Source organism: Kordia sp. (assembly GCF_022447245.1).
In the GTDB taxonomy this organism is placed as follows: Bacteria; Bacteroidota; Bacteroidia; order Flavobacteriales; family Flavobacteriaceae; genus Kordia.
In genome coordinates this window covers 57,542-82,284 of sequence record NZ_JAKVBC010000008.1, presented here as the reverse complement: position 1 = coordinate 82,284, position 24,743 = coordinate 57,542, and the positions used below count along the sequence as shown (strand labels likewise).

Sequence of the window (24,743 nt, the reverse complement as noted above, 5' to 3'; positions counted from 1 at the left end):
AATTAATATGTCTCAACTTACACATTACACAACTAATTTTGAAAAACGTAGATTTCCAATCACTTTAGTTTCCGATCAGGTTTCTAATGCGCCAAATATTGGTTCACTGTTCCGTATTTGTGATGCTTTTGGCGTAGAAAAAATTGTGTTTTGCGGTGAAAATATTCCTGTGTTTGGTAGAAAAATGACAAAAACGTCACGCGCTACAGAAAAAGTAGTTCCTTTTGAAATTCAAGAAGACATTCATCCTGTAATTTCAAAGCTCAAAGAAGAAGGTTATACTATTATTTCCTTAGAAATTACTGAAAAAAGCCAATCCGTTCATACTCTCGATTTTTCCAAGTTTGAAAAGATAGCCTTAGTGATTGGCGATGAAAATTTTGGTATCAATCCCGAAACCATTTACGAATCAGATGTAGTGACACATATTGATATGTATGGGCAAAATAGTAGTATGAATGTTGTACAAGCTACAAATATTGTACTGTATGAAATTACAAAGCAATATCTTGCAAACTAATTTTTAAATAGTAATTTTAGTATCAAATCCTTAGATATGAATTCTAACACTATAGCCAACGGAATTTTAAAAGCTTTAGCCATTATTATTGGTGCACTTTTAGTACTGTATTTCTTTTACAAAATTCAGTCAGTATTGGTATACATTACCGTTGCAGCAGTGATATCTTTACTTGGAAGACCGATTGTTCGTTTTTTAAGGCAACGCTTGAAATTTAGAAATACACTTGCTACAATTTTTACAATGGTACTTATGATTGGGCTATTTGTCGGACTCATTTCTATGTTTATACCTTTGATAGAAGATCAAGGTACAAAACTAGCTTTGTATGATATTGCCGAATTGGAATCAAAAGTAGAAAACATGTATTCCGAAGGTTACAAGTATTTTCATGGGAAAGATGCGGTAGTGCCACCAATTGAAGAGTCTAAACTTTTTTCAAACCTTGATTTTTCGTTCATTCCAAGTTTTTTCAATTCTTTGATTAGTGGGTTGGGAAGTTTTAGTATTGGATTACTCTCTGTACTTTTTATTTCTTTTTTCTTATTGAAAGACAGCAAATTGCTTCAAGATAGTGTCCTAGTTTTGGTTCCAAATAATAAAGAAGAAAGATGGGCGCGTTCATTTGAGAAAATAAAAGATTTGCTTTCAAGGTACTTTGTAGGATTGCTATTTCAAATTCTAATTTTGTTTGTCATTTATACTATTGGACTCTTAATTTTCGGAATAGATAATGCCATTGTGATTGCATTTTTGTGTGCATTACTGAATCTTATTCCTTATGTAGGACCATTGATTAGTGGTGTTTTAATGATGATTCTATGTGTTACAAGTAGTATAGAAACGAATGATGCTGGTATTATTATTGACAATTTTAGCGATGTAATTTTACCAAATACTCTTGGTGTCATGATCTTTTTCTTGGCGGGACAATTGATTGATAACTTTTTGAGTCAACCACTCATATTCTCAAGTTCTGTAAAATCGCATCCGTTAGAGATTTTCTTAGTTATCATTATTTGGGGAATTTTATTTGGAATCATCGGAATGGTAATCGCTGTACCATCGTATACAGTTATTAAAGTGATTTTGAAAGAATTTTTATCCGATAATAAAATTGTACAATCAATCACTAAAGATATTTAATTCTTGAACTTAGCAGTACTTCAACCTGAAATTCAACAATTCATAAACGATCATCTAAAAGATGATCCTGCAAAACTCTTGCTTAAGCACAAAGAGGTTTCTGGCGTAGCTTTTACTGAAATTATCACACAAATTCAGGCAAAAGCAAGATGTGAAAAAAAATTGCCAACTTGGTTTTCTGCGGAAAATATTTATTATCCTAACAAACTCAATATTGAACAAACTTCCTCTGAGCCAACAGCCAATTATAAAGCTACATTGTTGGAAGGAAACTCGTTAATTGATCTTACTGGTGGATTTGGAGTGGATTGTTATTCCTTTTCTAAAAAATTTTCACAAGTCACACATTGCGAAATTTCGGAAGAACTCTCTAAGATCGTCACACATAATTATAAAAAACTCAAGGTAGCTAACATACAAACTGTAGCAGAAGACGGCATTGCATATTTGCAACAAACTTCTCTAATATATGACTGTATTTATGTTGATCCTTCTCGTAGAAATGATGTCAAAGGAAAAGTCTTTTTATTAGAAGATTGCTTACCTGATGTAGTAACGCTTCAAGAATTACTTGCCAAACATGCAAAAACCATTCTAATCAAAACATCTCCTTTATTAGACATTACGAATGGTTTACGCGCTTTAAAAAACGTAAAAGAGATTCATGTAGTTGCCGTTCAAAATGAAGTCAAAGAATTGTTATGGTTAATAGACACTAATCATGAAACACAAACTGTTGTCATTAAAACTGTAAATCTGACTCATACAAAAACAGAATCTTTTAATTTCTTATTGGAAGAAGAAAAGCATCAGCAAATACAATACGGACTTCCTAAAAAATATTTGTATGAACCAAATGCTGCCATTATGAAAGCTGGTGGATTTTTGAGTATTGCAAAAGCGTTTCAACTTGAAAAATTACATCCACATTCACATTTATACACCTCAGATGTACTCATCGATTTTCCTGGAAGGCTTTTTGAGATTCAAAAAATAGTGCCTTTCAATAAAAAGATTTTTAAAAAAGAAGTACATATATCAAAAGCAAATATCACAACACGCAATTTTCCAGTGTCAGTTGCTTCAATTCGCAAAAAATTAACAATTGCCGATGGTGGTACTGATTTTTTGTTCGCAACAACCTTATCTTCAGAAAATAAAGCACTACTTCACTGCTTAAAAATATAGCAAAAAAGTACGCTAAAAATTGCTTTTACGGTTTTACCGTAGCTTTTATAACACGAGACCTTATTCCATACTTAAGACTTCTGCCTACATTTGAATCATGCAATACAGTTTTAGGGATTTAGGGGAATCCACTATACTCTGGGGAACTTTATAAAAGTTCCCCTTACTTCTTTTATAGAAGGAACTTATTGATAGTCATTTATTGAGTTATTTTCTCTCATCAAGTGCTGTGCGAAAAAGAATATTATCTTTAAACTAACAAGTATTTTTTCTAATGAATGAAAATAAAAAAACACATACTCTATAAATTTGACTATCCTTTTAGGTAACTAGTATATAACGATACTTAAAGAACCGTATCTTGTAATATCAAGGTACGGTCTTTTTGTTTTGTAAAGTATCGGAATTTATTTCTTGTAAACCTTAAAAAAAATGATATTTTTCATATTGATATTTCCTACAATTTATAGCGTATGTCGATAAAATGTGAAGTTTGTAGAAAGAACTTTCAAATTTTATGCTTTTGTCTCTCATATTCAATAGTTTTACTCGCAGAACATGTCACTAGCTGATTACGTTTAGCATATGTAATATTCAACTTTTAAATACCTGTATAATTTTAAAGCCGAAAAAATTATACAAGAGTTTAAAATAAACAGCAAATAAAAATTCGGAAACGAATTTTTACCAAGTTGTATGTAAATACAACTTTTAGTGAGGGAGGTTTATGGTAGGGCCTCCCTTATTTTTTGTTCCAAAATCAAACTTTTTTAAAATTTAACGCTCAAAATTATTTTTTTAAGGCAACATATTCTAATATTGCAATATGGGAATAACAAAAACTATTGGCTTTTCACAAGAAGTAAATACCATGTCAGAAACATTAAAAGCGCTTGGACATCCAGCACGCTTGTCCATAATGCATTTTTTGGCAAAAAGTCCTTCTTGTATTTGTAATGATATTGTCTTGGAATTGCCCTTGGCACAACCTACAATTTCTAGGCATTTATCAGAATTAAAAAAAGTAGGATTGATTCAAGGAGAAATTACAGGGAAAAATATTTGCTACTGCATCAATCAAGAGAAATGGCAAGAAGTTTTAGCGTATTTCAATACGATTACTACTTCCCTATCGCATTCAAAAACATGTTAATTATTTAATATACAAGCTCATGAAATTATCAGAAGTAAAAAAACATTTGCAGCATTTAGAACAGTTAGATTTTTATTTACCTAATTCTCAAAAAGTAGAAAGTCATTTTCATGTCACAGAAGTCGGTATGATTACCAAAAATTTTATTGATTGTGGTGGCGTAGTTCGAAATGAAAAAGTGGTCAATTTTCAATTATGGTCAGCAGATGATGTAGATCATCGTTTAGAGCCAAAGAAATTGATGCACATTATTGAGCTTTCTGAAAATGTATTGGGAATTGAGGACTTGGAAATTGAGGTAGAATACCAAGCTGAAACCATTGGAAAATATGGATTGGATTTTCAAGATAATCATTTTGTATTAACCACAAAACAAACCGATTGTTTAGCAAAAGATAATTGTGGAATTCCTGCGGAAAAACCAAAGGTGAAACTCTCTGAATTACAGGCACAAATGAATAGTTGTTGCGATCCGAGTTCAGGTTGTTGCTAAGAAAATAATATACATATAACGTATTATTTGAAGAATCGTAAAATGATACGTTATATGTGTATTAAAAATACTAATCAAAAAACACATCGGTTTATTCTGAAACTACAGTTCCATAAATAGTATACTTATAACTCCAGAAGTCTTTGAAATAATGAATTAGCCGCTATTTCGTATGAATTTTGAAAACTATCTGATTCAATATCTAAATAAATAATTCCAGTGCTTCTAATTGTTGAAAGTCTGAATATCTATTTACATTTTGCGCTGACCCGAAATAGTTTTCTGTGAATATATCTGTAGCATTTACTGTACGATCAGCTTTTGAAAACGTTAGATCAAACGCATTGATTAGTCCAGTTGCTTCATCATATATTGTTATGATCTTTTAAATTTATTCTTTCTATAGATTCACCTTCAGAACTCCTAAGTCTTACTGAAAATGTAAAAGAATCATAGAGTGATGGACTCGGTCCTGCACTAACAAAAACAGATAATTCACTAAACGTAATTTTATCAATTCTTAATACTATTGAAGAAGAAACATCATTATTACTACGTGACGCAAATATTAAAACAACACATAGCAAGGAAAATAATAGCAATTGTTTTTCATGATATCATCGGTTTTATAATTTTTCAGAAACTAGAAAATCAATAATTATACCGTTTTCCGCATCCTATAAATTGCTTGTAAATAAGAAGACTTTCAATAATTCAAAACCCAACACTTCCAAGAAATTTGTATTAAATGATATTCATACAGTCGATATTGCAAAAAAACTATAACTTTGGCGCAAATTTTTAAGCTATTTATTGAAACAAAGTTTTAGCAATGGATAAAGAACTTACAATTGTCGTTCCTGTTTATAATGAAGAAGATAATTTAGAAAGAGTTGAAAAAGAGCTCGGCGACTATGCCTCAGCCGCAAAAATTCCTGTCAAAGTTTTGTTTGTAAACGACGGCTCTAAAGATAAAAGTCAGGAAATGATTGAAAATATTTGTGCAGATAGCACGGTTTTTAATTTCATTTGCTTTTCTGAAAACCGTGGATTGAGTGCTGCTATTAAAGCTGGATTTGATCATACAGAAACAAGCTTAGTAGGATATATTGATTCCGATTTGCAAACAGCTCCTTCTGATTTTGACTTGCTCCTAGAACATATTGGTGAATACGATTTGGTAACTGGCGTTCGTGCCAACCGAAAAGATTCATTTGTCAAAAATATGTCTTCAAAAATCGCCAATGGTATTCGTAGAGCATTTACCAAAGATGGTATGGACGATACAGGTTGTCCGTTAAAAATCATAAAAACAGATTACGCCAAGCGCATTCCTATGTTTAAAGGTCTGCATCGCTTTTTACCTGCTATGATTTTATTACAAGAAGGGAAGATTAAGCAAATTCCTGTGCAACATTTTCCTCGTATTGCAGGAGAAGCTAAATACGGTTTATGGAATCGTTTGTTTGGTCCACTAATGGATTGTTTTGCCTATGTTTGGATGAAGAAAAAGTACATCAACTATTCTATAGCTAAGAAAGGATGATGACTTGGCTCATTTATGGAATTGGCGGACTTGCACAACTATTATTTTCGGCAAGAACCTTATTGCAATGGGTTATTTCTGAACGTAATAAAAAAGTATTGACTCCAGCATTGTTTTGGAAACTGAGTTTAATTGCTTCCTTCTTACTCTTTGTATACGGTTATTTACGAAACGATTTTGCCATTATGCTTGGGCAAGTATTAACGTATTTTATTTACGTTAGAAACATGCAATTACAAGGAGAATGGAGCCGCATGCATCAGTTGATTCGAATTTTTATTATCATCTTTCCATTAATCATTATTGCCATTGGGTATAACAATAACAAACAAGATATTTACAATCTCCTCAACAGTGAAGATATTCCAGATTGGTTATTGTATTTAGGAATCATTTCTCAAATTATTTTTACCTTACGCTTTGTATATCAATGGATTTATTCGGAGCGAAAAAAAGAATCGAGTTTGCCACTAGGTTTTTGGGCGTTAAGCTTACTTGGGGCAAGTTTAATTTTTACGTATGCCATTTTTAGAAAAGATCCAATTTTGATTGCCGGCCATGTATTTGGTATTGTTACTTATGTTAGAAATATAATGCTTTTAAGAAATCAGTCATGAATTTGATACAAGAGAAAAATTACGTTTGGATACTCGTTATAGTATGTTTTTTTATCTTTTTTATGAATCTTGATGTGTTGTATCCTAATATCATGGAAGCGAGAAACTTTATCACTGCACGTGAAATGGTATCCGATGATAGTTGGCTACTTACCACAATGAATGGCGAACCACGCTATGAAAAACCACCATTACCAACTTGGTTAGCTGCTTTTGGCGGCATGTTATTTGGTTTTAAAAACTTAATTGCATTGCGAGTTCCTTCTGCAATTATCACCTTGATTTTGGTACTTTTTTCCTATCGTTTTGGAGTGTATTTCTTAAAAGATAAAAAACAAGCCTTTATCAATGGTTTGATCCTAGCAACTTCTTTTTATGTGGTTTTTGCTGGTAGAAATGGAACTTGGGACATTTTTGCACACGGATTCATGATTATTGGAATTTATTATATTTTTCAATTCTTTTCTAGTGATGAAAAAATTTGGCGAAATGCCTTAGTCGCAGGAACCTTTATTGGTTTATCCTTTATGAGTAAAGGCCCTGTATCGCATTTTGCGCTGTTTTTACCATTTTTAATAGCCTATAGTATTGTATATAAATATTCTAACTTTAAGAAAAAATGGTTGCCTTTGGTTGGTTTAATTCTTGTGACTGCTGCCATTTCTGTTTGGTGGCCGTATTATATTAGTATCATGGATGGTGAAACTGCCAGAGCAATCGCAGATAAAGAAACTACTGCTTGGCAAAATCGTAATGTACGTCCATTTTACTATTACTGGAGTTTCTTTATGCAATCAGGAGCGTGGACAGTTGTTGCTTTTGTAAGTTTATTATATCCATATTTAAAAACACGCGTTGAAAATTTAAAAGCCTATAAATTCAGTTTATTTTGGACGTTGGCATCTGTTGTTTTACTATCGTTAATTCCAGAAAAGAAATCGCGTTACTTATTACCCGTTCTAATTCCGTTGGCATACACTACCAGTTTCTTTTTTATGTATGTTTTCAGAGCTTTTAAAGAACAAATGAACAAGTATGAACGTATTCCTGTGTATTTGAATTTTGGTTTGATTGGATTGGTAGGAGTAGCTTTTCCTATTGCAGGATATATCTTTTTAAAAGACAATCTTACTGGATTTTACACTCCTTTTGCCGTAACTTCTATTGTATTGGTTTTGATTGGTTTTTTCACTTTAAAATATCTCTATCAGCGAAAAATTCAATTGGTTTTTTACTTAATTATTGCCTTTTTAATGTCTGTAACTACGTTTAGTTTTCCTTTGATGAATTCTTTTTTAGAAAATCCGAAGTACAATTCATTACAAGAAATATCGCAAAAAGCAGCTACGGAGCAAATTCCTGTGTATATGTTCAATATTCAATCGCCAGAATTAGTATGGGATTATGGTGGAAAAGTTCCGTTACTTCATAGTCACGCCTTAGAAGCTCCAAAAGAAGCTAAGTTTAAGGCTTTGGTAATGATTGGTGCAAAGAAGAGTCTTGAAAAAGCATTTCCTAATCATACAATTACCTATATAGAAACGTTCGATTTAAATCCGATTGACGATTCCAAGAAAGGGTACAAAGATCGTTTGCGTACTGATATGTATTTGGTGGCGAAGAATTAGGTGTTGAGTGTTGGAAAAGCGGACCGAAGTCCGCCGTTGCTTTTAACAATGTCCAATTACGGAACCACAGGTCATGGTGAAATTAGAACCACAATTACATTTTGTATGATGTAATGTTTCCGGAGTTTGTTCTGGATCTTCAATACAACCTTCTGTTGGACTCCAATCTGATGACCCGTATGGTGACCTTCCTCCTGATACGTTGTCCACTTTTGAGATTTGGTTTTTGTTCAATGATAATCCTTTAATTTTCTTTTTTTCATTGTGATGAAGTTTTGATTAATATTGCCATAAAAGTACTTTAGGCACTACAACAATACTTGAAACACAAATGATGATTCTCTGAACAACAAGACATTTAAATCATTGTATTACAATTAGTTAAAATCTACCCTAAAAATCAATTGTTATAGATTTCGAAACCAAGCCAATTGTTCGGCTACACCTTCTTCTAAAGTTACGGTTGGATTGTAGTTTAAAAGCTCTCTTGCTTTATCAATATTTGCTTTTGTACGCTGTTGATCACCAGAACGTGGTGGCAATTCGTCAAAGATAATTGTAGTATTGAGTAGTTTTTCAACAGCATCTACTCCTTGTTGTGTAGTATATTCGGCTTCTGTTCCAATATTGAAGATTTCTCCATTACAAACCTCTTCTCTTCCAATTACGCTTACAATTCCTTTTACGATATCACTAACGTGCGTAAAGCTTCTCAGATGCGATAAGCTTCCTTGAAATAACGGAAACGCCTTTGCGTTCAATCCACAGTCTAAAAGTTTCGTAAAAAGCTTGTCTGGACGTTCTCGCGAACCGTAAACAGAGTATAATCGCAATGAACAAGCTTTGAGTTTGTTCAACCTTGAGTTGCATAAAACTAATTGTTCCGCAGCTAATTTTGTGACACCATAATGTGACGCAGGTTGTGGCGCTACGCTTTCAGGAAATGTTGCATTTAAACCATAAATAGACGAAGTTCCGATATTTACAAAAAGTTTCAAAGAATCTTGCTTCAATGCATACGTCAACAAGTTTTGAGTTGCAATCACATTATTGGTCAAATAATCTTCAAACGTTGAGGTAGCTGCTATGCCAGGTTGTGCTGCAAAATGAAAGATATAATCAATGGACGCAGGAAGTTTATCAATAGAAGTTGTTTCACGTAAATCAGCTAACAGTATTTTGATTCCTTTCGCTTCTAAAGTGGCTGCATTTTTATTTTTTAATGCTATTGGATAATAATCTGAAAAGTTATCGATTCCTACTAGTTCATGACCTAAATCATGTAAATGTTCTGCTACATGCGAACCAATAAAACCTGCAATTCCCGTGATAAGTATCTTCATAGATATACTTCGTAAATATTCAACGCATAAAAGTATAAATAATTTATGGAACACATTTACTATTTTTAAATTCTATGTACTTCTATAAATATCCAAAAGGCTCTCCATTACAGAAAGCCTTTCTTCATATGCATAATCAACGCAAAAATTTGATACAATTTTCAGTTGGTCTGAGGATGTATCTATTATACATATTTCCCTTATTAGTTTAATATATCTATTGTAGATATGTCATTGTTGATTGTTAGTAGTAGATGATAATTGTTTACTGAGTTTTGTAGTTATATAATGATCTCTACTCTTTTAAAGGTTTTCGAGTTCTCCCTTTATATCTTCATTTATATGGGATGTTTTTAGAGATTCATTACCCGATAAGACATAAAAAAGTCAGTTTTTTTTAAAAACCGACTTAACAAACTATAAATAAAAACTTTATACTATTTAAATATTTTCTTTCTTTTCCATAAGAATAGTACTAAAACGAACATAATACTTACAATAGTTATTGTTGTAATATTGAACCATGATTGCGCTATCACAACTTTTGTACTTCCTGTAAGTGTAAATGCTGCCCAATAATATGGTGCAACTTGCTTAGCGTCATCATGCGTTTGTAGGTATTTTTTTTTGGCTAACTGTAATGCTTTTGATTTGGAATACCCGTTTTCTAATTTACTGTAAAATGTTTGTAATATTTCATTTCCTGTTTTTTCATTTACATTCCATTGTGAAGCCAATACACTTTGTGTTCCGTTATAGAAAAAACCTCTGGAAAGATTGATGATGCCTTCACCAGAAAGGTTCACTCCATCGTTTGTTTTGCAAGCATCTAGCACCACTAATTCTGCCTGATTTTCAAGCCCAAAAAGCTCTGTAAGTGTTAAGTTACTATCATAAAAAGCTATCCAAGGAGTCGTTGAAATACTGTCTAAACCAGCATGCGTATTGAGGTGAATAATTTCAAAGTCTTTTCTATGTTTTAAAAAATTTGCTTTGGTTGCTTGATCTTTTTGCAATACTACTGAAGTTGTATCTTTTACAAAAGAGGTAAATACTTCCGTTGCTTCAGATAGTAAGGGTAATTCCTTGTTTTTAAACTCAATTGGCGTGATTGCTAGCAATTTTTTTGTGGGATTATTTTGCTTCTTTTGAATTTGCTTAAAAAGTGAAAACGACTGCAAATATGAAATTTCTGTGGTATTGACAAGATAGGCCTCTGAGAGTTTCCCTTCTTTTGTGGTTGTCAATAATTCAAACGGAATATACTGTAAAGTATGATCTGGAATGATGGTGATTTTTTTGTTTTGCAAACGTTGCAAAGCATTCTTAAATGGAAACAATTGCTGAAACAGTTGAAATCCGATTGTTTGAAACTCTTTTCTTTCTTTAGTATCCATATCCCGTTCGGACATAAGTATACGTAATGTTTCTATTTGTTTTTGAAACTTCTCAATATTGGATATTTTAAAAATAATCGAACCTTTTCCTTCATAGTAAATTCCATATCCTTGTTTATCATGCAAAATATATTCTACAAAAGCAGCATTTTCTTTTTTATAGTTTTTTATCGTTTGTGCTAATGAAACGATTTCAACTTCCTCCTTTATTTTTACGTACTCAGGATACATACGCTTTAAAGAATCTATAAAAATTTGAAATTCTTCCTTTTTGTCTGCAAATGCTTGTTGTATGGAGTCGTTATCAATTTCTTGCTGAAATTGTGTTTGTAAATTAAATACTTCGTAATTCAACTTGTATTCGTGTTCAGACAATTCTTTTGGAATATTGAACCCCAATTTTGTCTGTAGTGTTTTAATATTTTCTTGAAGTAGTAACGCTTTATTCTTTTCCATAAAATAGAAAGCATTTTCTACATCATTTAAAAGATAGCAGATTTCTACAGCGAGCATATAACTATTTACTCCTTTCTCTATCCAAAACAACTTAGAAGCTTCAGAGTTAACATCGTATCTAATCAAGGATACCAGCTGATCAATTAGTAGTACAGCATCTTTGGCTTTGAGCAAATGTGTTTTTTCATTATCTACCTTGAACACTTTTACATAATGATCTGCTAAATCGATCAAATATGTCAACACATCTAATGTATTCTCAGAGTTCTTGATTTCTGCTAAAGTTGGTAAGCGAAAATTAGTTTTTAGTTGTTCGTTTATATCCGCGCCATAAGTAACTGCTTTTTCTAAAAATGGAAGTTTTTCTACAGCAGATTTTGTAAGTAAAAAATAGCCTTTGCTATTATATGCATTAGCTATTTGAGCATAATCATCAGATTCTTTAATAATTCTTTCATACAGTTCATTGGCTAGTTGGTGTTTCTTTTGCCTAGAATATACTATTCCAATGTTAAGAGCTACTTCTCTTTCTTCATACAAATACTCAATTTCTTTATATATTTTTTGTGCTTCTTTATAAAATTTCAATGCATCTTCTAACTCTTGAAAACTATCATAAACAACCGCTAAATTGGTATAAACTGCGGCTAGTCTATCCTTTGATGATTCAAATAAATAAAGATTCTCTTCAATGTTTCTTTGATGGAGTTTTACAATTTCTAAATCTGAAATATCTTTTTTCTCCTCAAATGAAGTTGCATAAATTACTGAATATATTGCAATTATAGCACCTGACAATAGCCTTCTAAAATCTGCATTTTTTGATATTTTTTTATTGGAAAGACCTGCATTTAAATGATATAACGCTTTATAAAAATCACCTCTATCACTTTCAATATTTGCCAATTTTCGATATGCATTGCATGTATACTTATCATTTCCATTAGCTTTTGTAATTTGCAATAAAACAGTATATGCTTCTGTTATATGTTTCAATTTTTGATGTACAGAAGCTTTTAGAAATAGACTTTTGTTAAGCGAAGTTTGACCTTTTAGTTGACTTTTAATTTGAATCGCCTTGGTTAGATAAAGCAATGCTTTTTCATAATCTTTAGCTTTATTATAACTTCTTGCTATTTCATGAAAAAGCGCAGCTTTTGTTTTTTTAGTTTCAGAAACATCAATGTTGGCAATCAACACCTCAAATTCCTTTACACGTTCTTTAGCATTGAATATCTTATTGATGCTTTTAATACGATCTAACAAATCACTATTTTGAGCATAACTAGTTCCTGGAATAAGAATTGAAAATATAAATATGATTCTTAAGGAGAAAATCATTTTTTCCCTAAAATAAGCATAAATTATTAATCAAATGGAATAATCAATTTATTGTACTTAGTATTTCTTTCTTCTCCACCTATAGTAATAAATAAGTCAGACACTTCCGTTCCTCTATTCAATAATTCATCCATCAATACTTCTGGAGTTAATATTCCTAATTCATCAAATATGTTAGCAACTTCTACAGTCACATTAGGTGTAGCAAATGAAGTTCCTTCTACAAAAACCTCGTAAAAAGGAATTCCCTCTCCTTGCGCAAAAAAATCAACACCATACACTCCATAATTAGAAAAATCTGAAATATTTGATAATACTTCATTCGCTGCTGCAACAGCTATAATATTTACTTGTTCATACGATGAGGGAAAGTGTCTTAACGTATCATTATCGCTACTCAAATTTCCTGCAGAAGTAACAAAAATTACATTTGGATTAGCAGCAACTATGTTTGAAAAAATAGATTCTAAAGACTCTGCATCACCATCATAATACCATCCCATACTGATGCTTACTATATCTGCTCTTTCAGCAGCATACAATGTTCCGCATAAGAAGTCAAAATAACTAGCTTGTCCAAAAGCATTCGAAACTTTTATGGGTAATATTTGATGATCGATCATATTTGTAGTCAATGCATCAGTTATCATATTCGAAATAATACTTCCATGTTTTCCTTCATTATCATCAAAAGTATTTGGGTCTTCATGAACAAAATCCCAACCAGATTTTTCATCTTCTACAGCGGCACCATCTGCATTATATAAAAATTTATTTGCCATTGTACCTGTATTAAATACCGTTAATCCTGTAGCAATTCCCGAATCAACTACAGCTATTGTAATACCTGTGTTTTCTTCTTTTATATAGGAGATATATCCAGTATCCATAGCAGTTCCTATAAATGGATTCGAAATATCTACTCCAAAAATAAATTCGTAATCAACTGCTTTAACTCCTGTATCACTTTCTTCATCTACTTGATCTTTAATAGATCTTCTTTTAGGTTCAATATTTATGGCACCTCCAAAAAACCAAAGCTCAATGTCTTTATTTGTACAATGGCATACTTCATAGTTTTGTACACCATTAATTGTTCTTATATTATCTTTTTCAGAATCTGTTGTGCCTTCCTTAAATTGCACTACTAATTCAGTATCTGAATACATTGGAAAAAAACTGGATTTACTTGTTACGTTTATGGCTCCTGTAACTTTACCTGATACTTGTTCAATAATTTCGTTTCTCAGAATATCATCTGAAGTACATGAACAAATTGTTATTGCAAATACAAATGCAATAAGTTTTTGTATATTTCTCATAATATTTAATTTTTGCGTTTACATATAGGGGTAGAAACACGAAAAACATTACCCAATATTTTTAACCTTAGTTATATTCATGAAAGATAGTGAAAGATATATTAACGCCCTTATTACTGGAAATGAGAAAATTACGAAAGAAATTTACGTCAAATTATTTCCGAAAATTAAATCATTTGTACTTAAAAATAGAGGAGATTCCCAAGATGCTTCTGATGTTTTTCACGATGGACTCATGTATATAATCGTATCACAAAAGGAAAAAAGAAGCGAAATAAAGTCCTTTGAAGCCTATTTATTTGTGGTTTGTAAAAATATTTGGAAAAAAACGTTAAAAAATAAGGTAATAAAATCCGACACTTTGACACTAGAAGATAAAGAGTCAGCATTGAGCACTTTTGTGGTTGAACAAGAATTGTTTGACTTTTATATTGAAAAGTTTGATTTGCTCTCTGAAAATTGCAAAGAAATTCTAGGTAGTTATTTTAATGGATTAAGCTATGAGGAACTTCTAACAGAATACGCTTATGCATCTATCAATACGATACGCCAACGTGTTTTTAAATGTAGAACTAAACTCATAAAACTAATAAAGGAAGATAAACTGTTTCAAAAACTAAAGAAATGGCAATAAAACTTACTGAGCAGTTATTAGCACAAATTGATGGTTATTTGAAAGATACACTATCAACTTCTGAAAAGGAAGCTTTTGAAAAGCGTTTACAAAACGAACCCGAACTTCAGGAAGAAGTACGTTTGCAACAACAACTATTTGATATTCTTGGCAAAGAAGAATGGCATGCGGTTCAGCGATCTGAATATAAAGAACGTATGAATGAACTTACATCTAAACTTAGAAGTCAGGAATACCAGGGTTTGTCAGCCTGTATTCGTAATGCAGAAAACGCATATTTAGAAGAACAAACAAAAGTCAGCCCTTTGCGCAAATACTATCGTTATATCGCTTTAGCTGCTGTCATTATTGTATTTTTTGGAATTTATTTTACGCAAATGAATTCTTCGTATCGTTCGTATTATGAACAGTATATCAACTGGTCAGAGTTGCCATCTTTTGTGGAAAAGGGACAAGATCAAAATAATTTTTCTCACGGAGAAACTGCTTTTAAACAAGAAAACTATAAAGAAGCCATTACATTTTTTCAACAAGTTACACCATCGCATGAATTTTATATACATAGCCTAGAATACTTAGGAGCAGCTTATGATCTATTGGATGAAAATGATAACGCCATCACTACTTTTCAAAAATTGGCTAATGTTGAAGATCCTTACGAGCGTTCAAAAGGAAATTGGTATACAGCTATGATCTATCTTAAAATGAAAAATAAAGATAAAGCCATAGGGATTTTACGTGAATTGGTAAAAGATTCTGAAAATTATAAATATGAAAAAGCGAGAGGGTTGCTTAAAAAGCTTGAGTAAAAACCTTCTTTAACAAGAAACAAAAGCGAACCGTTTGTAGGCTCGCTTTTCTTGTTTAATGACATCCACATTGAGTCTTCTTTCCTAAAGAACAATTCAGCATATCTATTTCAATATTATTTGATTAAAGATTAATAATTAATTCTTTGTTTAAAGCTAGTTTGTTCGATTCTAATTTTCCTATAATAAATATTTAATGTTCTTATCAAAAAAAAAACACTAAATATTAATCAATTACGGCAATCCGCATTTAGATGAAAACTAAAATTTTATCTGTAATGTCGTATAAAAATTTCTATTGTTTGATGGAATAATTCCAGGACCAGGATATCCTGTCGCTCGTCGTGTAAAATATTCGTTGTCCAATACATTGTTTACTCCAGCTTCTAGTTTGAAGTTTTTATACGTATATGATAGCGATATATCTAAAATATCATACGCAGGAATTTCACCAATAACACCACTTAAGTTGCTTTCTACCGCATTAGAAGCATCTGTGAATTGTTGTGATAAATACGTGTACTGAATGTTTGATAAGAAGTTTTTATATCCAAAACGAACTCCTGTTTTTAAGTTTACGTTTGGCACAAATTCAACTTTCTTCCCTTCTACACCATTTTCATCTGATTTTGTGTATTCTGAATTTGTAATAGCCGCATTGATGAAATAGTTGAAACTGAAATCATTGTTTTTGATTAAAAGCTCATTCAGGTTGAAATCTAATAAGGATTCAAAACCGTACATGACAGCATCACCAATATTTCCGCGCTCACTTTTTACACTTCCATCAGTAAAAGCACGTTGTACAAAACCAATTCGGTCATTATAGAATAATCCAAAAGCACCAACATCGTAGGAAAGGAAGTTTTTGTAGTTTCCACGAACTCCAAAATCGATCGTCATTCCTTTTTCGTCGTCAATGGTTGGACTAATGGCAAACGCAGGATTGATGATACTGATATCAGTAAACGTCACCGATCGATAGTTTTGTGATATATTTCCATAGATTTCCACCGCATCTGTCGGTTTGTAACTTGCCCCTAGTCCAAATAATACAAATGAACGTTCACGGGTTTCGCTATTGTCAACCGTTTCATTTAAAATAACATTTCCAGCACCATCTAAGTTGATTCGCTTAAAGAATCCGTCACTCTCAGTTTTGATATGTTCAAATCGGAAACCTGGTGTGATTGATAATTTATCATTTAGATAAAAAATATTCTCTCCAAAAATTGCCATATTCAAGTTTGGATAATCATAAGCAGATTGATTTTGATAGTTTGGAAAATCTGCTGTTTGGAATTCAAAATTCGGATCGCTTCCTGAGCTTCCCGGACCTTGTGCACTAGTGTTATCAGCTTTGTAAAATTTAGAACCAATTAAAAAGGTCGATTTCTTCCCAAAGATTTCGTACTTACTCAACAAACGTGCTTCAAATCCGAAGTTATTAAAGTCACCTTTTATCAAGTCACGTTCGCCACCTGGATCTACTTGATTCACACGATTTGTTCTAAAACCTAATGCATTACGCTCTGCATTTAATCCAAAAAAGTTAAAGGTAAAATTCGTGTCTTTTGAGAATTTATGTGCAAATTTTAAGTTATATAACAACCAATCAATTTGAAACCAGTTACGCTCTCTGTTACTCTGAAAAGGATTTTCATTAAACATCGCATCTGTTAATCCACCAGCTTGCTTTGCTAAGTAACGTAAATAGGTAACTTCTGCTTCAAACTTTGTACGTTCATTGAATTGATAGCCAACATGTGCGTAGGCATTTTTAGATTCGAATTCAGAATTTGGACGAAATCCATCTCCTTTTTTATAGTTAAAAAACGAATAGTAACTAAATTTCCCAGTTGTTCCACTTACACTGGTAAAGTTGGTGTATAAGTTATTGCTTCCTAATGTATTTCTTGTGATAAATTCAAATGGTTTTGCTTGATTTGGTTTTTTCATGACAAAATTAACCAAACCTCCAAATTGTGTTCCGTACTGCAACGAAGCTGCTCCACGAATAATTTGAATTTCCTGTAAACCTTCTGATGCAGGCGAATAGTAACTTTCTGGATATCCTAATACATCCGCGCTAATGTCATAGCCATTTTGACGTGTATTAAAGTTTGCTGTTCTGTTTGGGTCCAAACCGCGACCTCCAATATTTAATTGCAATCCTGCATCGTCATTTTGGTAAATATTCAAGCCTACAACTTGACTGTAGATTTGGCGTGCATTGTTGGAAGCCAAATTTGCCATTGATTGTTCAACCAAAACTACTTCTGTTTTCTTTCCTGCATAAATTGCCGTTTCTTCTACATCTTTTAGTCGCTTTAACGCGAAAATTTTTGTTTTTCTAACATTCAATTCAACCTCTGACAATTGTTCTCCTAGAGGTTGTAATAAAACATCAAAAACTACATTTTTATCTGTAGTAATCGACTTTTCAACAACATTATATTCGTACGAAAAAAAGATAAGGGTTAATTTCTTTTCCTCTGTTGTAAATTCATAATAACCTGCTGCATTTGTCGTGGCTAACTTCCCCGAAGATTGATCGTAAATATCAACATTCGCAATCGGTTTTTGGGTATCAGTTGCAGTTACAGTTCCAGAAATTTTTTGTTGTGCAGCTAGGGAAATGCTGAACAAACAAATGATCATAAGTGTACTAAAATCCTTTAATGTCATCATCTTTAAATGGTAAAATCCAATGTTTGTGTTTGAATGATTCTTTTTGCTGATATAAGTCAACAGTTGTATCTATATAGGGTTTACTTAAACGTCCATTGAGTGCTACATAACTTTCTACAAATACTTGTACATTTTTATGTCCTTGACTCGTAAAGTGATCGCCTAAATAGTGTGCATATTCTAAAATAAAATCAGGTTGAAAACTCATCTGTTTCTCTTGAAACTCCGTTAAAAAGTCTCGATTCTTTACATAAAAAAAGTTTTCAGTTTCTGCATCAACAATTTTAAAGGTTGAAATTCCTGCCTTTTCCATCAACATGACACGCCATGAAAAACGATAGCCTTCTTCTGTCCAAAATAATTCGCCTGGATATAACAGATATCGAAACGGAAATAATATTTGGATTGCAAAGAACGTAACTACAATAGGAATGACCACGGTTTTATTGGAGAAATTGTAATTTGAGATCGTTTGTATGGTTTCTGTTTTGATTTTTATGACACGATTGATCGCTTTTTTTATAAATGCTATGATTTTTTGATGAAAACCAGCATCAAAGAAAATAAGTGTTCCAACAATCATTACAAAAGGAAACATTCCGATAGGAAATAATACACGCGTAAATACATGGAAAAAAACGACTAATGCAAAGGCAAACATGCGCGTTCTTTTGTAGAGTAATAAGAATGGAATACATAAATCATACAACATTCCTGACCAACTCATAGCGTAATGAAACCAATCCTGCTGCATCAGTGTTTCTCCTATGATTGGTAAGTCAAATTTTGACGGAAGCCAAATCTTTAGCGGTTGTGCTTTAAATAACCAATCAGAATTAAGTTTTGCCAAACCTGCATAGAAATACACAATTCCTAATAATAGTTGTATTGCGTTAATCGTCCATTTTGGAATTGCTTCATAACGTCTTTTTCTCCATAAATTATCTACTGAGAAAGTGGCATTCGCAGGGAGGAAAATCATCAAAAAACTCAAGATACTAATAAAATAGTAATGATTGAGATATGTGGTTTTATCCATCAATTCGATATAGGTAAAACTCAAAAAGAATGTGATAATTGCCAATCGATATTTGAGTCCTAGCGCAACAAAAAATGCAGACAAACCACAGATAATAAAGATGAGGTAAGTATAGTTTCCTACTGGTTTTACCCATTCGAAACCATAGTATGAAAAATGGAATTTTGGTTCTAGATATAGACTTTCTATCCAACCATTTGCCCAAAAACGAATCATTCCATAACACATCATCAACCCAAAACCAATACGAAATACAGCTAATGGCGCTGCATTAGTTTGCTGTTGCAAATATGTTTGAAAACGACTCACTCGATAATCGAGATTTGAATATTCCGAAATTTATATCGAAATGCTTTTAATTATTTCTTCTATTTACTTCATGGACAGAACAGAAGCATTTACCATTTATACAAAAAAAGGTTGTCTTCATTCGACAACCTTAGCTTTAGGAATAATCTGGCTATTTAGTCTCCATCTGCGTCTACAAAATCAACGTTGATATTGAATGCTTGTAGCATATCAACTTTTAACAAAACAACAGCGGCTTGTAGCGCATCATACGCTTCTGTCATTTTAGTATTATCAGTGTTTATTTGTGTCACAAAATTTGTGTTTAATTCTTGAATTTTTCCTCTAGCAGTATTGAACTGATTGATAATTTGTGTAGCTAGATCTGATCTATCTAACGAGATTAAATATGTTCTAAAGCTTTCTCCATTTGAAGAACCACCAAAGTGAGTTCCATTAAAAATATTTTGTACTGCTTGTAATCCTTCTAGAGCTAATTCTCTAGATACTTCTTTGTTGTAAAATGCTTCTACTCTATCTGGCAAAGATGTTGAAGAAAAGTTTCCTGCTGGAATTCCAATTTTATTCGCTCTTAATCCTTTTTCGTAATAGAAAATAAAGTCATTAACAAATTTATTTGTTGCGCTCGTTGCTGTATTTGCCGTTCTAGCAACAAATGTATCTCTGTACGTTGTGGTCCAATCACTTAACACAGATTGCGTCAATGTTTTCATTTGGTTTACTAAATCAGAGAGATATGTTTTGTATTTACTTGAATCGGCATTTGTATCATACTTCGCAATGATAGCTGTGTCTGACAAATCTAATCCATATAACATGTAATCTAAAGCTGGAAAACCAACTGCATCATTATTATTTGGATGTGTTAAATCGTAACTTCCACTAGAAACATTATTTTCAACATCTGTAGTATTTACAGGGTATGTATTCATTTGAAAGTAATATAATGTTTGCTCTGCTAGTCCAATGTTGAATGCTTCTACATGTTGCCACGCTTTATAAGCTGTTAACCATGCTGTACGAAGTGCTTCTAAATTTGTTTGATTTGGTATTGCATTAAAGTTATTTTTTGCTGTTACTAAAGCTTCTAACTCTGTATTTAGTGCTTCATATGAAGGAATGATAATGTTATCTGCTACATTACTTAACATTGCTGCTCTGTCAAAAGCAGTTCCATTTCCGCCTTCGTTTGTATCTGTAGAATCATCACTTGAACTACAAGCCGCAACAAATAGGGCTGCTAATACTACTGTAAAAAATTTCTTCATCTTTTCTTATTTCTATTTATTCTAAATAAACAATGCAAAAATAAAAAAGCAGCGAGTGTTATCCTAATACATTCGCTACTTTTTTATACTAATTCTAAATAATTTCTCTTAGCTTCCTGCTTGAGCAGTTGTAAAGCTGAATTCTGCTGAAATTGTATCAGAAATTTCGTCTAATGTTGCAGGTGTTACATCCCAGAAACCGTTTCCAGTCATTAACTGAGAGATAAATCCATCAACTTGGGCTTTTGTAAAGTATGGTGCATTTGTTCCTGGCTTACGTGTAAATTGTAAACTGTAAATAAACCCGAATCCTTCAGATAAATCGTGAAAAGCACTTGCCTTATCAGATGCCAAATTATTTTTTCCTTGTTGTAAGTAGTATACCGCTCTCACAGCAATGACTGTAGAGATTTTTTCTCTGATGATATCTGCTTGTTGATCACGTACAGTATAGTTTTTAGCTACGATTGCTGCTCTACCTAATTTAAATGCTTCGTATACATCAGATGCAATTCCTGCGAAATCTGTATCACCTTCTACTCTAGCTAAGTATTTATTTAAAAAGCTATCTTCGTTTAAGGTTGGAGCAGTTGCATTGTCAGTCCCATAAAGATAACCGAAAGCCTCATCCCATTTATGCTCCATGGTTGTGTAATTTTTACCATCAGCAACTGTTCCTGCATCGTTATCAGCTCTATTTGTTGCAGCATCTAATACAGAAGTACTTAAGTAGTTGTTCAGCATTTGGTCTGCCATTAAAGCTCCAATTAATCCTTTGTTTACAGCTTGATTGTACTCTAAACCTTTTGCACTGATGTAACGTGTAGAACCTCCACCTGCTTCTTGCAACTGCCCTGCATTTCCTGCTGTTGCATTGTTTGTCCAAGCTGGAAATACTTCAGAAACTTGTGACGCAATCCAAGAATCAAAATCTGCTTTGATTGCATTTGCATCGGTTGAGTTTGCTGAAAAATAATCAGAAGAAGCAGCTGTTTTGCTACGAATACTTTTACCAGATGCATTTAAGTCTGCATTACTGAAGTCATTATTTCCTTCAACGTGTGCGAACATTCCATCTAATTGCGCCTCTGTTGCAGTGTTATTTTTAAGAGCTGTGATAAGCTCTTCTCCCATTTGGATTCTAGTCGTTTGTCCATTGTAATCTACTGTTGTAGCTCCATTTCTACTAAATGTATATGTAGCTGGTGCTACTACATCATTATCTACTACATTTCCTCCATCATCATCGCTTGAACATGATGTAAATGTAAAAGCTGCAAGAGCTAATAATCCTAAAAATGCTTTTTTCATCATTATGTTTTTTTTGTATTGCTAATTTTTCAGCAAATATATTATGTGGATTTGAATTGAGCAAGCTTATTTAGAATTAATCTTAGTTAAATTAAAAATAACATTTTATTTACTTGATTTTCTGCACTTTACAACTACCCGAAATTCTATTTTCTATATTATATCCCATAGAATACTTCGTAAAAACCCATTTTAAACGCTCCTATTTAGTAATAACAATTTAATACAGAACTATTATTGAGTCATTTCAAGGATATACATTTTCATCAATTAACATAAAATACAAATGAAAAATTTTACATCTGTCATTCTGTCTTTGGGAATGTTTTTATTTTCTAATTACACAATTAGTCAAACTACAACTCAAAATCTTAAAAACAAATTTTGTCCTTAGACGTCAAATTTTGGAACGCTTACAATTCTTGTACTGTCGATAATTTTAAACAGTTTTTGATAGACGATTTGGAGTTTTATCATCATGAAGGTGGACTTATAAAGACTTCAAAGAAGTTGATCGAATTGGTAAAAATTTCGCTTTGCGTAGATCCGAATACCAAACTACGCAGAGAAGCAATTAAAGAAACTATAAAGATATATTTACTAACAGATTACAGCTATTATTACTGGCGAGCATCTTTTATATTTAGCCGAAAACGGGAAAAAAGAAAGACTTACAAAAGCTGCTAAATTCGAACATGTATGGAAAAACGAAAATGGAACATGGCGCATGTCACACGTGTTGAGTTATGATCATCAAAAAGCTTCCGCTAGTAGTTCAAAATCAGGAATTGGACTGTCAGAAACTTTAGCCAAATCATTTTTTGGGACCTATAAAGCGCCAAATACAGGAATGGTAACTATTTATAGCAAGGAGAATATATTACGTATAAAAGCTGGTAAAATGGATGCTAAGTTATTCGCGGAACCTGAAACGATACTTTTTATTAAAGAAGCTCCTTTACGCTTTGATTTTGAGAAAGATTCAAAAGGAAAAGTAGTAAAGTTTATTGTTTTTGAGAATGCAAAGGCGGTTGAAGAGGCTTTGTGAGTTGAATAGAACTTCTACTTATTTCCACAAAAAAACCGTAACTTATGATTAGTTACGGTTTTTTATATTTCTATTTCGTTAAAAACTACTCTCCCATCAACTCCATCAACTTCGCAGAAACTCTTTTGTAAGTTCCGTCTTCTAGGCGCGTACGAATTGCTGAGAATGCTTCTAATGTTTCTTCCACGTCTTGTAAAGTGTGTGATGCCGTAGGGATCATTCTTAATAAAATTAATCCTTTAGGAATTACTGGATATACTACAATTGAACAGAAAATTCCGTGATTTTCACGCAAGTCTTTTACCAAGGCCATTGCTTCTGGAATACTTCCTTTTAAGTATACAGGGGTCACACAACTTTGTGTGCTTCCTATGTCAAATCCACGTTCTTTTAATCCGCTTTGTAAGGCATTTACAATCTTCCAAAGATTTTGCTTTAATTCTGGCATGGTGCGTAACATATCTAAACGCTTTAACGCTCCAACTACCAATTGCATTTGCAATGATTTTGCAAACATTTGCGAACGCAAGTTATATTTTAAATAGTCAATGATTTCTTTGTCGGCTGCAATAAATGCTCCTGTACTCGCCATTGATTTTGCAAACGTTGCAAAGTACACATCAATCTCGTCTTGTACACCTTGTTCTTGTCCTGCACCAGCACCTGTTGCTCCAAGTGTTCCAAAACCATGTGCATCATCAACAAATAAACGGAAGTTATATTTTTTCTTAAGTGCTACAATTTCTTTTAATTTTCCTTGCTCTCCACGCATTCCAAAAACTCCTTCAGAAATCACTAAGATTCCTCCGCCAGTTTGTTCTGCCATTTTCGTAGCTCTTTCTAAGTTTTTCTCTAAACTTTCAATATCGTTGTGCTTAAAGGTAAAACGTTTTCCCATGTGCAAACGCACTCCATCAATAATACATGCGTGTGAATCTACATCATACACAATAATGTCATCTTTAGACACTAAAGCATCTACCGTAGACACCATTCCTTGATATCCAAAGTTTAATAAGTAAGAAGCTTCTTTCCCTACAAATTCCGCCAATTCATTTTGTAATTGTTCGTGTAAATCTGTGTGACCAGACATCATACGTGCACCCATTGGGTATGCTGAACCATAAGCTGCTGCAGCTTCCGCATCTACTTTACGAACTTCTGGATTGTTTGCTAAACCTAAGTAATCATTAATACTCCAAGTAATGACATCTTTTCCTTGAAACTTCATTCGATTAGAAATTTCTCCTTCTAATTTCGGAAAAACAAAATATCCTTCTGCTTGTGATGCCCACTTTCCTAATGGTCCTTTATCCTTGTATATTTTAGCAAATAAATCCTTCATCTATCTTAGTTTTTCTTGTTGTATCAAATTCGGGTTACTGTAATTTATGAAGTTTTTTTGGAAACTTCAACGGCAAAAATAAATATTTTTATGAGGCTATCATAATTATTAGCCTTTTATGTTAGATTGCTACTTATTT

Annotated in this window: 20 protein-coding genes; 11 read left to right on the top strand and 9 right to left on the bottom strand. The window is 32.5% G+C overall.

Going from position 1 to position 24,743, the window contains the following annotated elements:
• The first annotated feature begins 7 nt into the window (after positions 1-7).
• From MK119_RS07415 to MK119_RS07380, 8 genes are all read left to right on the top strand, one after another.
• Positions 8-520, top strand: a complete 513-nt coding sequence (locus MK119_RS07415; RefSeq protein ID WP_290672431.1) for a TrmH family RNA methyltransferase — start codon at positions 8-10, stop codon at positions 518-520.
• Positions 521-556: 36 nt separating this feature from the next.
• On the top strand, positions 557-1,666 hold the full coding sequence (locus tag MK119_RS07410) for an AI-2E family transporter (protein ID WP_290672428.1): 1,110 nt from the start codon (positions 557-559) through the stop codon (positions 1,664-1,666).
• A gap of 3 nt (positions 1,667-1,669) precedes the next feature.
• The gene (locus MK119_RS07405; RefSeq protein WP_290672425.1) at positions 1,670-2,854 is read left to right on the top strand and encodes a class I SAM-dependent methyltransferase; all 1,185 of its coding nucleotides are present in this window, start codon (positions 1,670-1,672) and stop codon (positions 2,852-2,854) included.
• Between the two features lie 826 nt (positions 2,855-3,680).
• The gene (locus tag MK119_RS07400) at positions 3,681-4,007 is read left to right on the top strand and encodes a metalloregulator ArsR/SmtB family transcription factor (protein WP_290672422.1); all 327 of its coding nucleotides are present in this window, start codon (positions 3,681-3,683) and stop codon (positions 4,005-4,007) included.
• Positions 4,008-4,026: 19 nt separating this feature from the next.
• A complete protein-coding gene (locus MK119_RS07395; RefSeq protein ID WP_290672418.1) occupies positions 4,027-4,500 on the top strand; it encodes a DUF6428 family protein in 474 nt (157 codons plus the stop codon).
• Between the two features lie 832 nt (positions 4,501-5,332).
• Positions 5,333-6,046: a glycosyltransferase gene (locus MK119_RS07390; RefSeq protein ID WP_290672415.1), complete on the top strand. Its 714-nt coding sequence runs from the start codon at positions 5,333-5,335 to the stop codon at positions 6,044-6,046.
• Positions 6,043-6,663: a lipid-A-disaccharide synthase N-terminal domain-containing protein gene (locus tag MK119_RS07385; RefSeq protein ID WP_290672412.1), complete on the top strand. Its 621-nt coding sequence runs from the start codon at positions 6,043-6,045 to the stop codon at positions 6,661-6,663. Before MK119_RS07390 ends, MK119_RS07385 begins: the two co-directional genes overlap by 4 nt.
• Positions 6,664-6,755: 92 nt before the next feature.
• Positions 6,756-8,291, top strand: coding sequence for a glycosyltransferase family 39 protein (locus MK119_RS07380; protein WP_290672409.1), 1,536 nt, complete (start codon positions 6,756-6,758; stop codon positions 8,289-8,291).
• 42 nt (positions 8,292-8,333) lie between these two features.
• On the opposite strand, the gene MK119_RS07375 is transcribed toward MK119_RS07380, so the two are convergent.
• The 4 genes from MK119_RS07375 to MK119_RS07360 all read right to left on the bottom strand — a co-directional run bounded on the left by MK119_RS07375 (position 8,334) and on the right by MK119_RS07360 (position 14,150).
• Complete coding sequence (locus tag MK119_RS07375) at positions 8,334-8,501, bottom strand: hypothetical protein (protein ID WP_290672406.1); 168 nt, start codon at positions 8,499-8,501, stop codon at positions 8,334-8,336.
• 197 nt (positions 8,502-8,698) lie between these two features.
• Positions 8,699-9,634, bottom strand: a complete 936-nt coding sequence (locus MK119_RS07370; protein ID WP_290672403.1) for an NAD-dependent epimerase/dehydratase family protein — start codon at positions 9,632-9,634, stop codon at positions 8,699-8,701.
• Between the two features lie 437 nt (positions 9,635-10,071).
• Positions 10,072-12,828, bottom strand: coding sequence for a CHAT domain-containing protein (locus MK119_RS07365; protein ID WP_290672400.1), 2,757 nt, complete (start codon positions 12,826-12,828; stop codon positions 10,072-10,074).
• Positions 12,829-12,854: 26 nt separating this feature from the next.
• Complete coding sequence (locus tag MK119_RS07360; RefSeq protein WP_290672397.1) at positions 12,855-14,150, bottom strand: S8 family serine peptidase; 1,296 nt, start codon at positions 14,148-14,150, stop codon at positions 12,855-12,857.
• Positions 14,151-14,229: 79 nt separating this feature from the next.
• On the opposite strand from MK119_RS07360, the gene MK119_RS07355 reads away from it, so the two are divergent.
• Together MK119_RS07355 and MK119_RS07350 are read left to right on the top strand one after the other, a co-directional pair.
• Positions 14,230-14,784, top strand: coding sequence for a sigma-70 family RNA polymerase sigma factor (locus tag MK119_RS07355; RefSeq protein ID WP_290672394.1), 555 nt, complete (start codon positions 14,230-14,232; stop codon positions 14,782-14,784).
• Entirely contained in the window at positions 14,775-15,593 is an 819-nt protein-coding gene (locus tag MK119_RS07350; protein ID WP_290672391.1) for a tetratricopeptide repeat protein, read from the top strand. Before MK119_RS07355 ends, MK119_RS07350 begins: the two co-directional genes overlap by 10 nt.
• A gap of 261 nt (positions 15,594-15,854) precedes the next feature.
• On the opposite strand, the gene MK119_RS07345 is transcribed toward MK119_RS07350, so the two are convergent.
• The 4 genes from MK119_RS07345 to MK119_RS07330 all read right to left on the bottom strand — a co-directional run bounded on the left by MK119_RS07345 (position 15,855) and on the right by MK119_RS07330 (position 22,211).
• Positions 15,855-18,281 (bottom strand): TonB-dependent receptor, encoded by a 2,427-nt coding sequence (locus MK119_RS07345; protein WP_290672632.1) that lies wholly within the window; start codon positions 18,279-18,281, stop codon positions 15,855-15,857.
• A complete protein-coding gene (locus MK119_RS07340; RefSeq protein ID WP_290672389.1) occupies positions 18,262-19,632 on the bottom strand; it encodes an HTTM domain-containing protein in 1,371 nt (456 codons plus the stop codon). The genes MK119_RS07345 and MK119_RS07340 overlap by 20 nt, the downstream gene beginning before the upstream one ends.
• 155 nt (positions 19,633-19,787) lie before the next feature.
• A complete protein-coding gene (locus MK119_RS07335; RefSeq protein WP_290672386.1) occupies positions 19,788-20,900 on the bottom strand; it encodes an imelysin family protein in 1,113 nt (370 codons plus the stop codon).
• A 108-nt stretch (positions 20,901-21,008) separates the two neighbouring features.
• A complete protein-coding gene (locus tag MK119_RS07330) occupies positions 21,009-22,211 on the bottom strand; it encodes a DUF4856 domain-containing protein (RefSeq protein ID WP_290672629.1) in 1,203 nt (400 codons plus the stop codon).
• A gap of 727 nt (positions 22,212-22,938) precedes the next feature.
• Between MK119_RS07330 and MK119_RS07325 the strand changes: the two genes are divergently transcribed.
• Positions 22,939-23,259, top strand: a complete 321-nt coding sequence (locus MK119_RS07325; RefSeq protein ID WP_290672383.1) for a hypothetical protein — start codon at positions 22,939-22,941, stop codon at positions 23,257-23,259.
• Positions 23,260-23,344: 85 nt separating this feature from the next.
• On the opposite strand, the gene MK119_RS07320 is transcribed toward MK119_RS07325, so the two are convergent.
• Positions 23,345-24,604, bottom strand: a complete 1,260-nt coding sequence (locus tag MK119_RS07320) for an aminotransferase class I/II-fold pyridoxal phosphate-dependent enzyme (RefSeq protein WP_290672380.1) — start codon at positions 24,602-24,604, stop codon at positions 23,345-23,347.
• Positions 24,605-24,743: the final 139 nt, after the last annotated feature.

What these genes read in the sequence shown, in the direction of transcription:
- MK119_RS07410 (WP_290672428.1), top strand. Translation starts at nt 557, where the DNA reads ATGAATTCTAACACTATAGCCAACGGAATTTTAAAAGCTTTAGCCATT.
- MK119_RS07390 (WP_290672415.1), top strand. Translation starts at nt 5,333, where the DNA reads ATGGATAAAGAACTTACAATTGTCGTTCCTGTTTATAATGAAGAAGAT.
- MK119_RS07335 (WP_290672386.1), bottom strand. Translation starts at nt 20,900, where the DNA reads ATGAAGAAATTTTTTACAGTAGTATTAGCAGCCCTATTTGTTGCGGCT.
- MK119_RS07385 (WP_290672412.1), top strand. Translation starts at nt 6,043, where the DNA reads ATGATGACTTGGCTCATTTATGGAATTGGCGGACTTGCACAACTATTA.
- MK119_RS07325 (WP_290672383.1), top strand. Translation starts at nt 22,939, where the DNA reads ATGTCACACGTGTTGAGTTATGATCATCAAAAAGCTTCCGCTAGTAGT.
- MK119_RS07350 (WP_290672391.1), top strand. Translation starts at nt 14,775, where the DNA reads ATGGCAATAAAACTTACTGAGCAGTTATTAGCACAAATTGATGGTTAT.
- MK119_RS07400 (WP_290672422.1), top strand. Translation starts at nt 3,681, where the DNA reads ATGGGAATAACAAAAACTATTGGCTTTTCACAAGAAGTAAATACCATG.
- MK119_RS07360 (WP_290672397.1), bottom strand. Translation starts at nt 14,150, where the DNA reads ATGAGAAATATACAAAAACTTATTGCATTTGTATTTGCAATAACAATT.
- MK119_RS07380 (WP_290672409.1), top strand. Translation starts at nt 6,756, where the DNA reads ATGGAAGCGAGAAACTTTATCACTGCACGTGAAATGGTATCCGATGAT.
- MK119_RS07355 (WP_290672394.1), top strand. Translation starts at nt 14,230, where the DNA reads ATGAAAGATAGTGAAAGATATATTAACGCCCTTATTACTGGAAATGAG.
- MK119_RS07320 (WP_290672380.1), bottom strand. Translation starts at nt 24,604, where the DNA reads ATGAAGGATTTATTTGCTAAAATATACAAGGATAAAGGACCATTAGGA.
- MK119_RS07345 (WP_290672632.1), bottom strand. Translation starts at nt 18,281, where the DNA reads ATGACATTAAAGGATTTTAGTACACTTATGATCATTTGTTTGTTCAGC.
- MK119_RS07330 (WP_290672629.1), bottom strand. Translation starts at nt 22,211, where the DNA reads ATGAAAAAAGCATTTTTAGGATTATTAGCTCTTGCAGCTTTTACATTT.
- MK119_RS07365 (WP_290672400.1), bottom strand. Translation starts at nt 12,828, where the DNA reads ATGATTTTCTCCTTAAGAATCATATTTATATTTTCAATTCTTATTCCA.
- MK119_RS07370 (WP_290672403.1), bottom strand. Translation starts at nt 9,634, where the DNA reads ATGAAGATACTTATCACGGGAATTGCAGGTTTTATTGGTTCGCATGTA.
- MK119_RS07415 (WP_290672431.1), top strand. Translation starts at nt 8, where the DNA reads ATGTCTCAACTTACACATTACACAACTAATTTTGAAAAACGTAGATTT.
- MK119_RS07395 (WP_290672418.1), top strand. Translation starts at nt 4,027, where the DNA reads ATGAAATTATCAGAAGTAAAAAAACATTTGCAGCATTTAGAACAGTTA.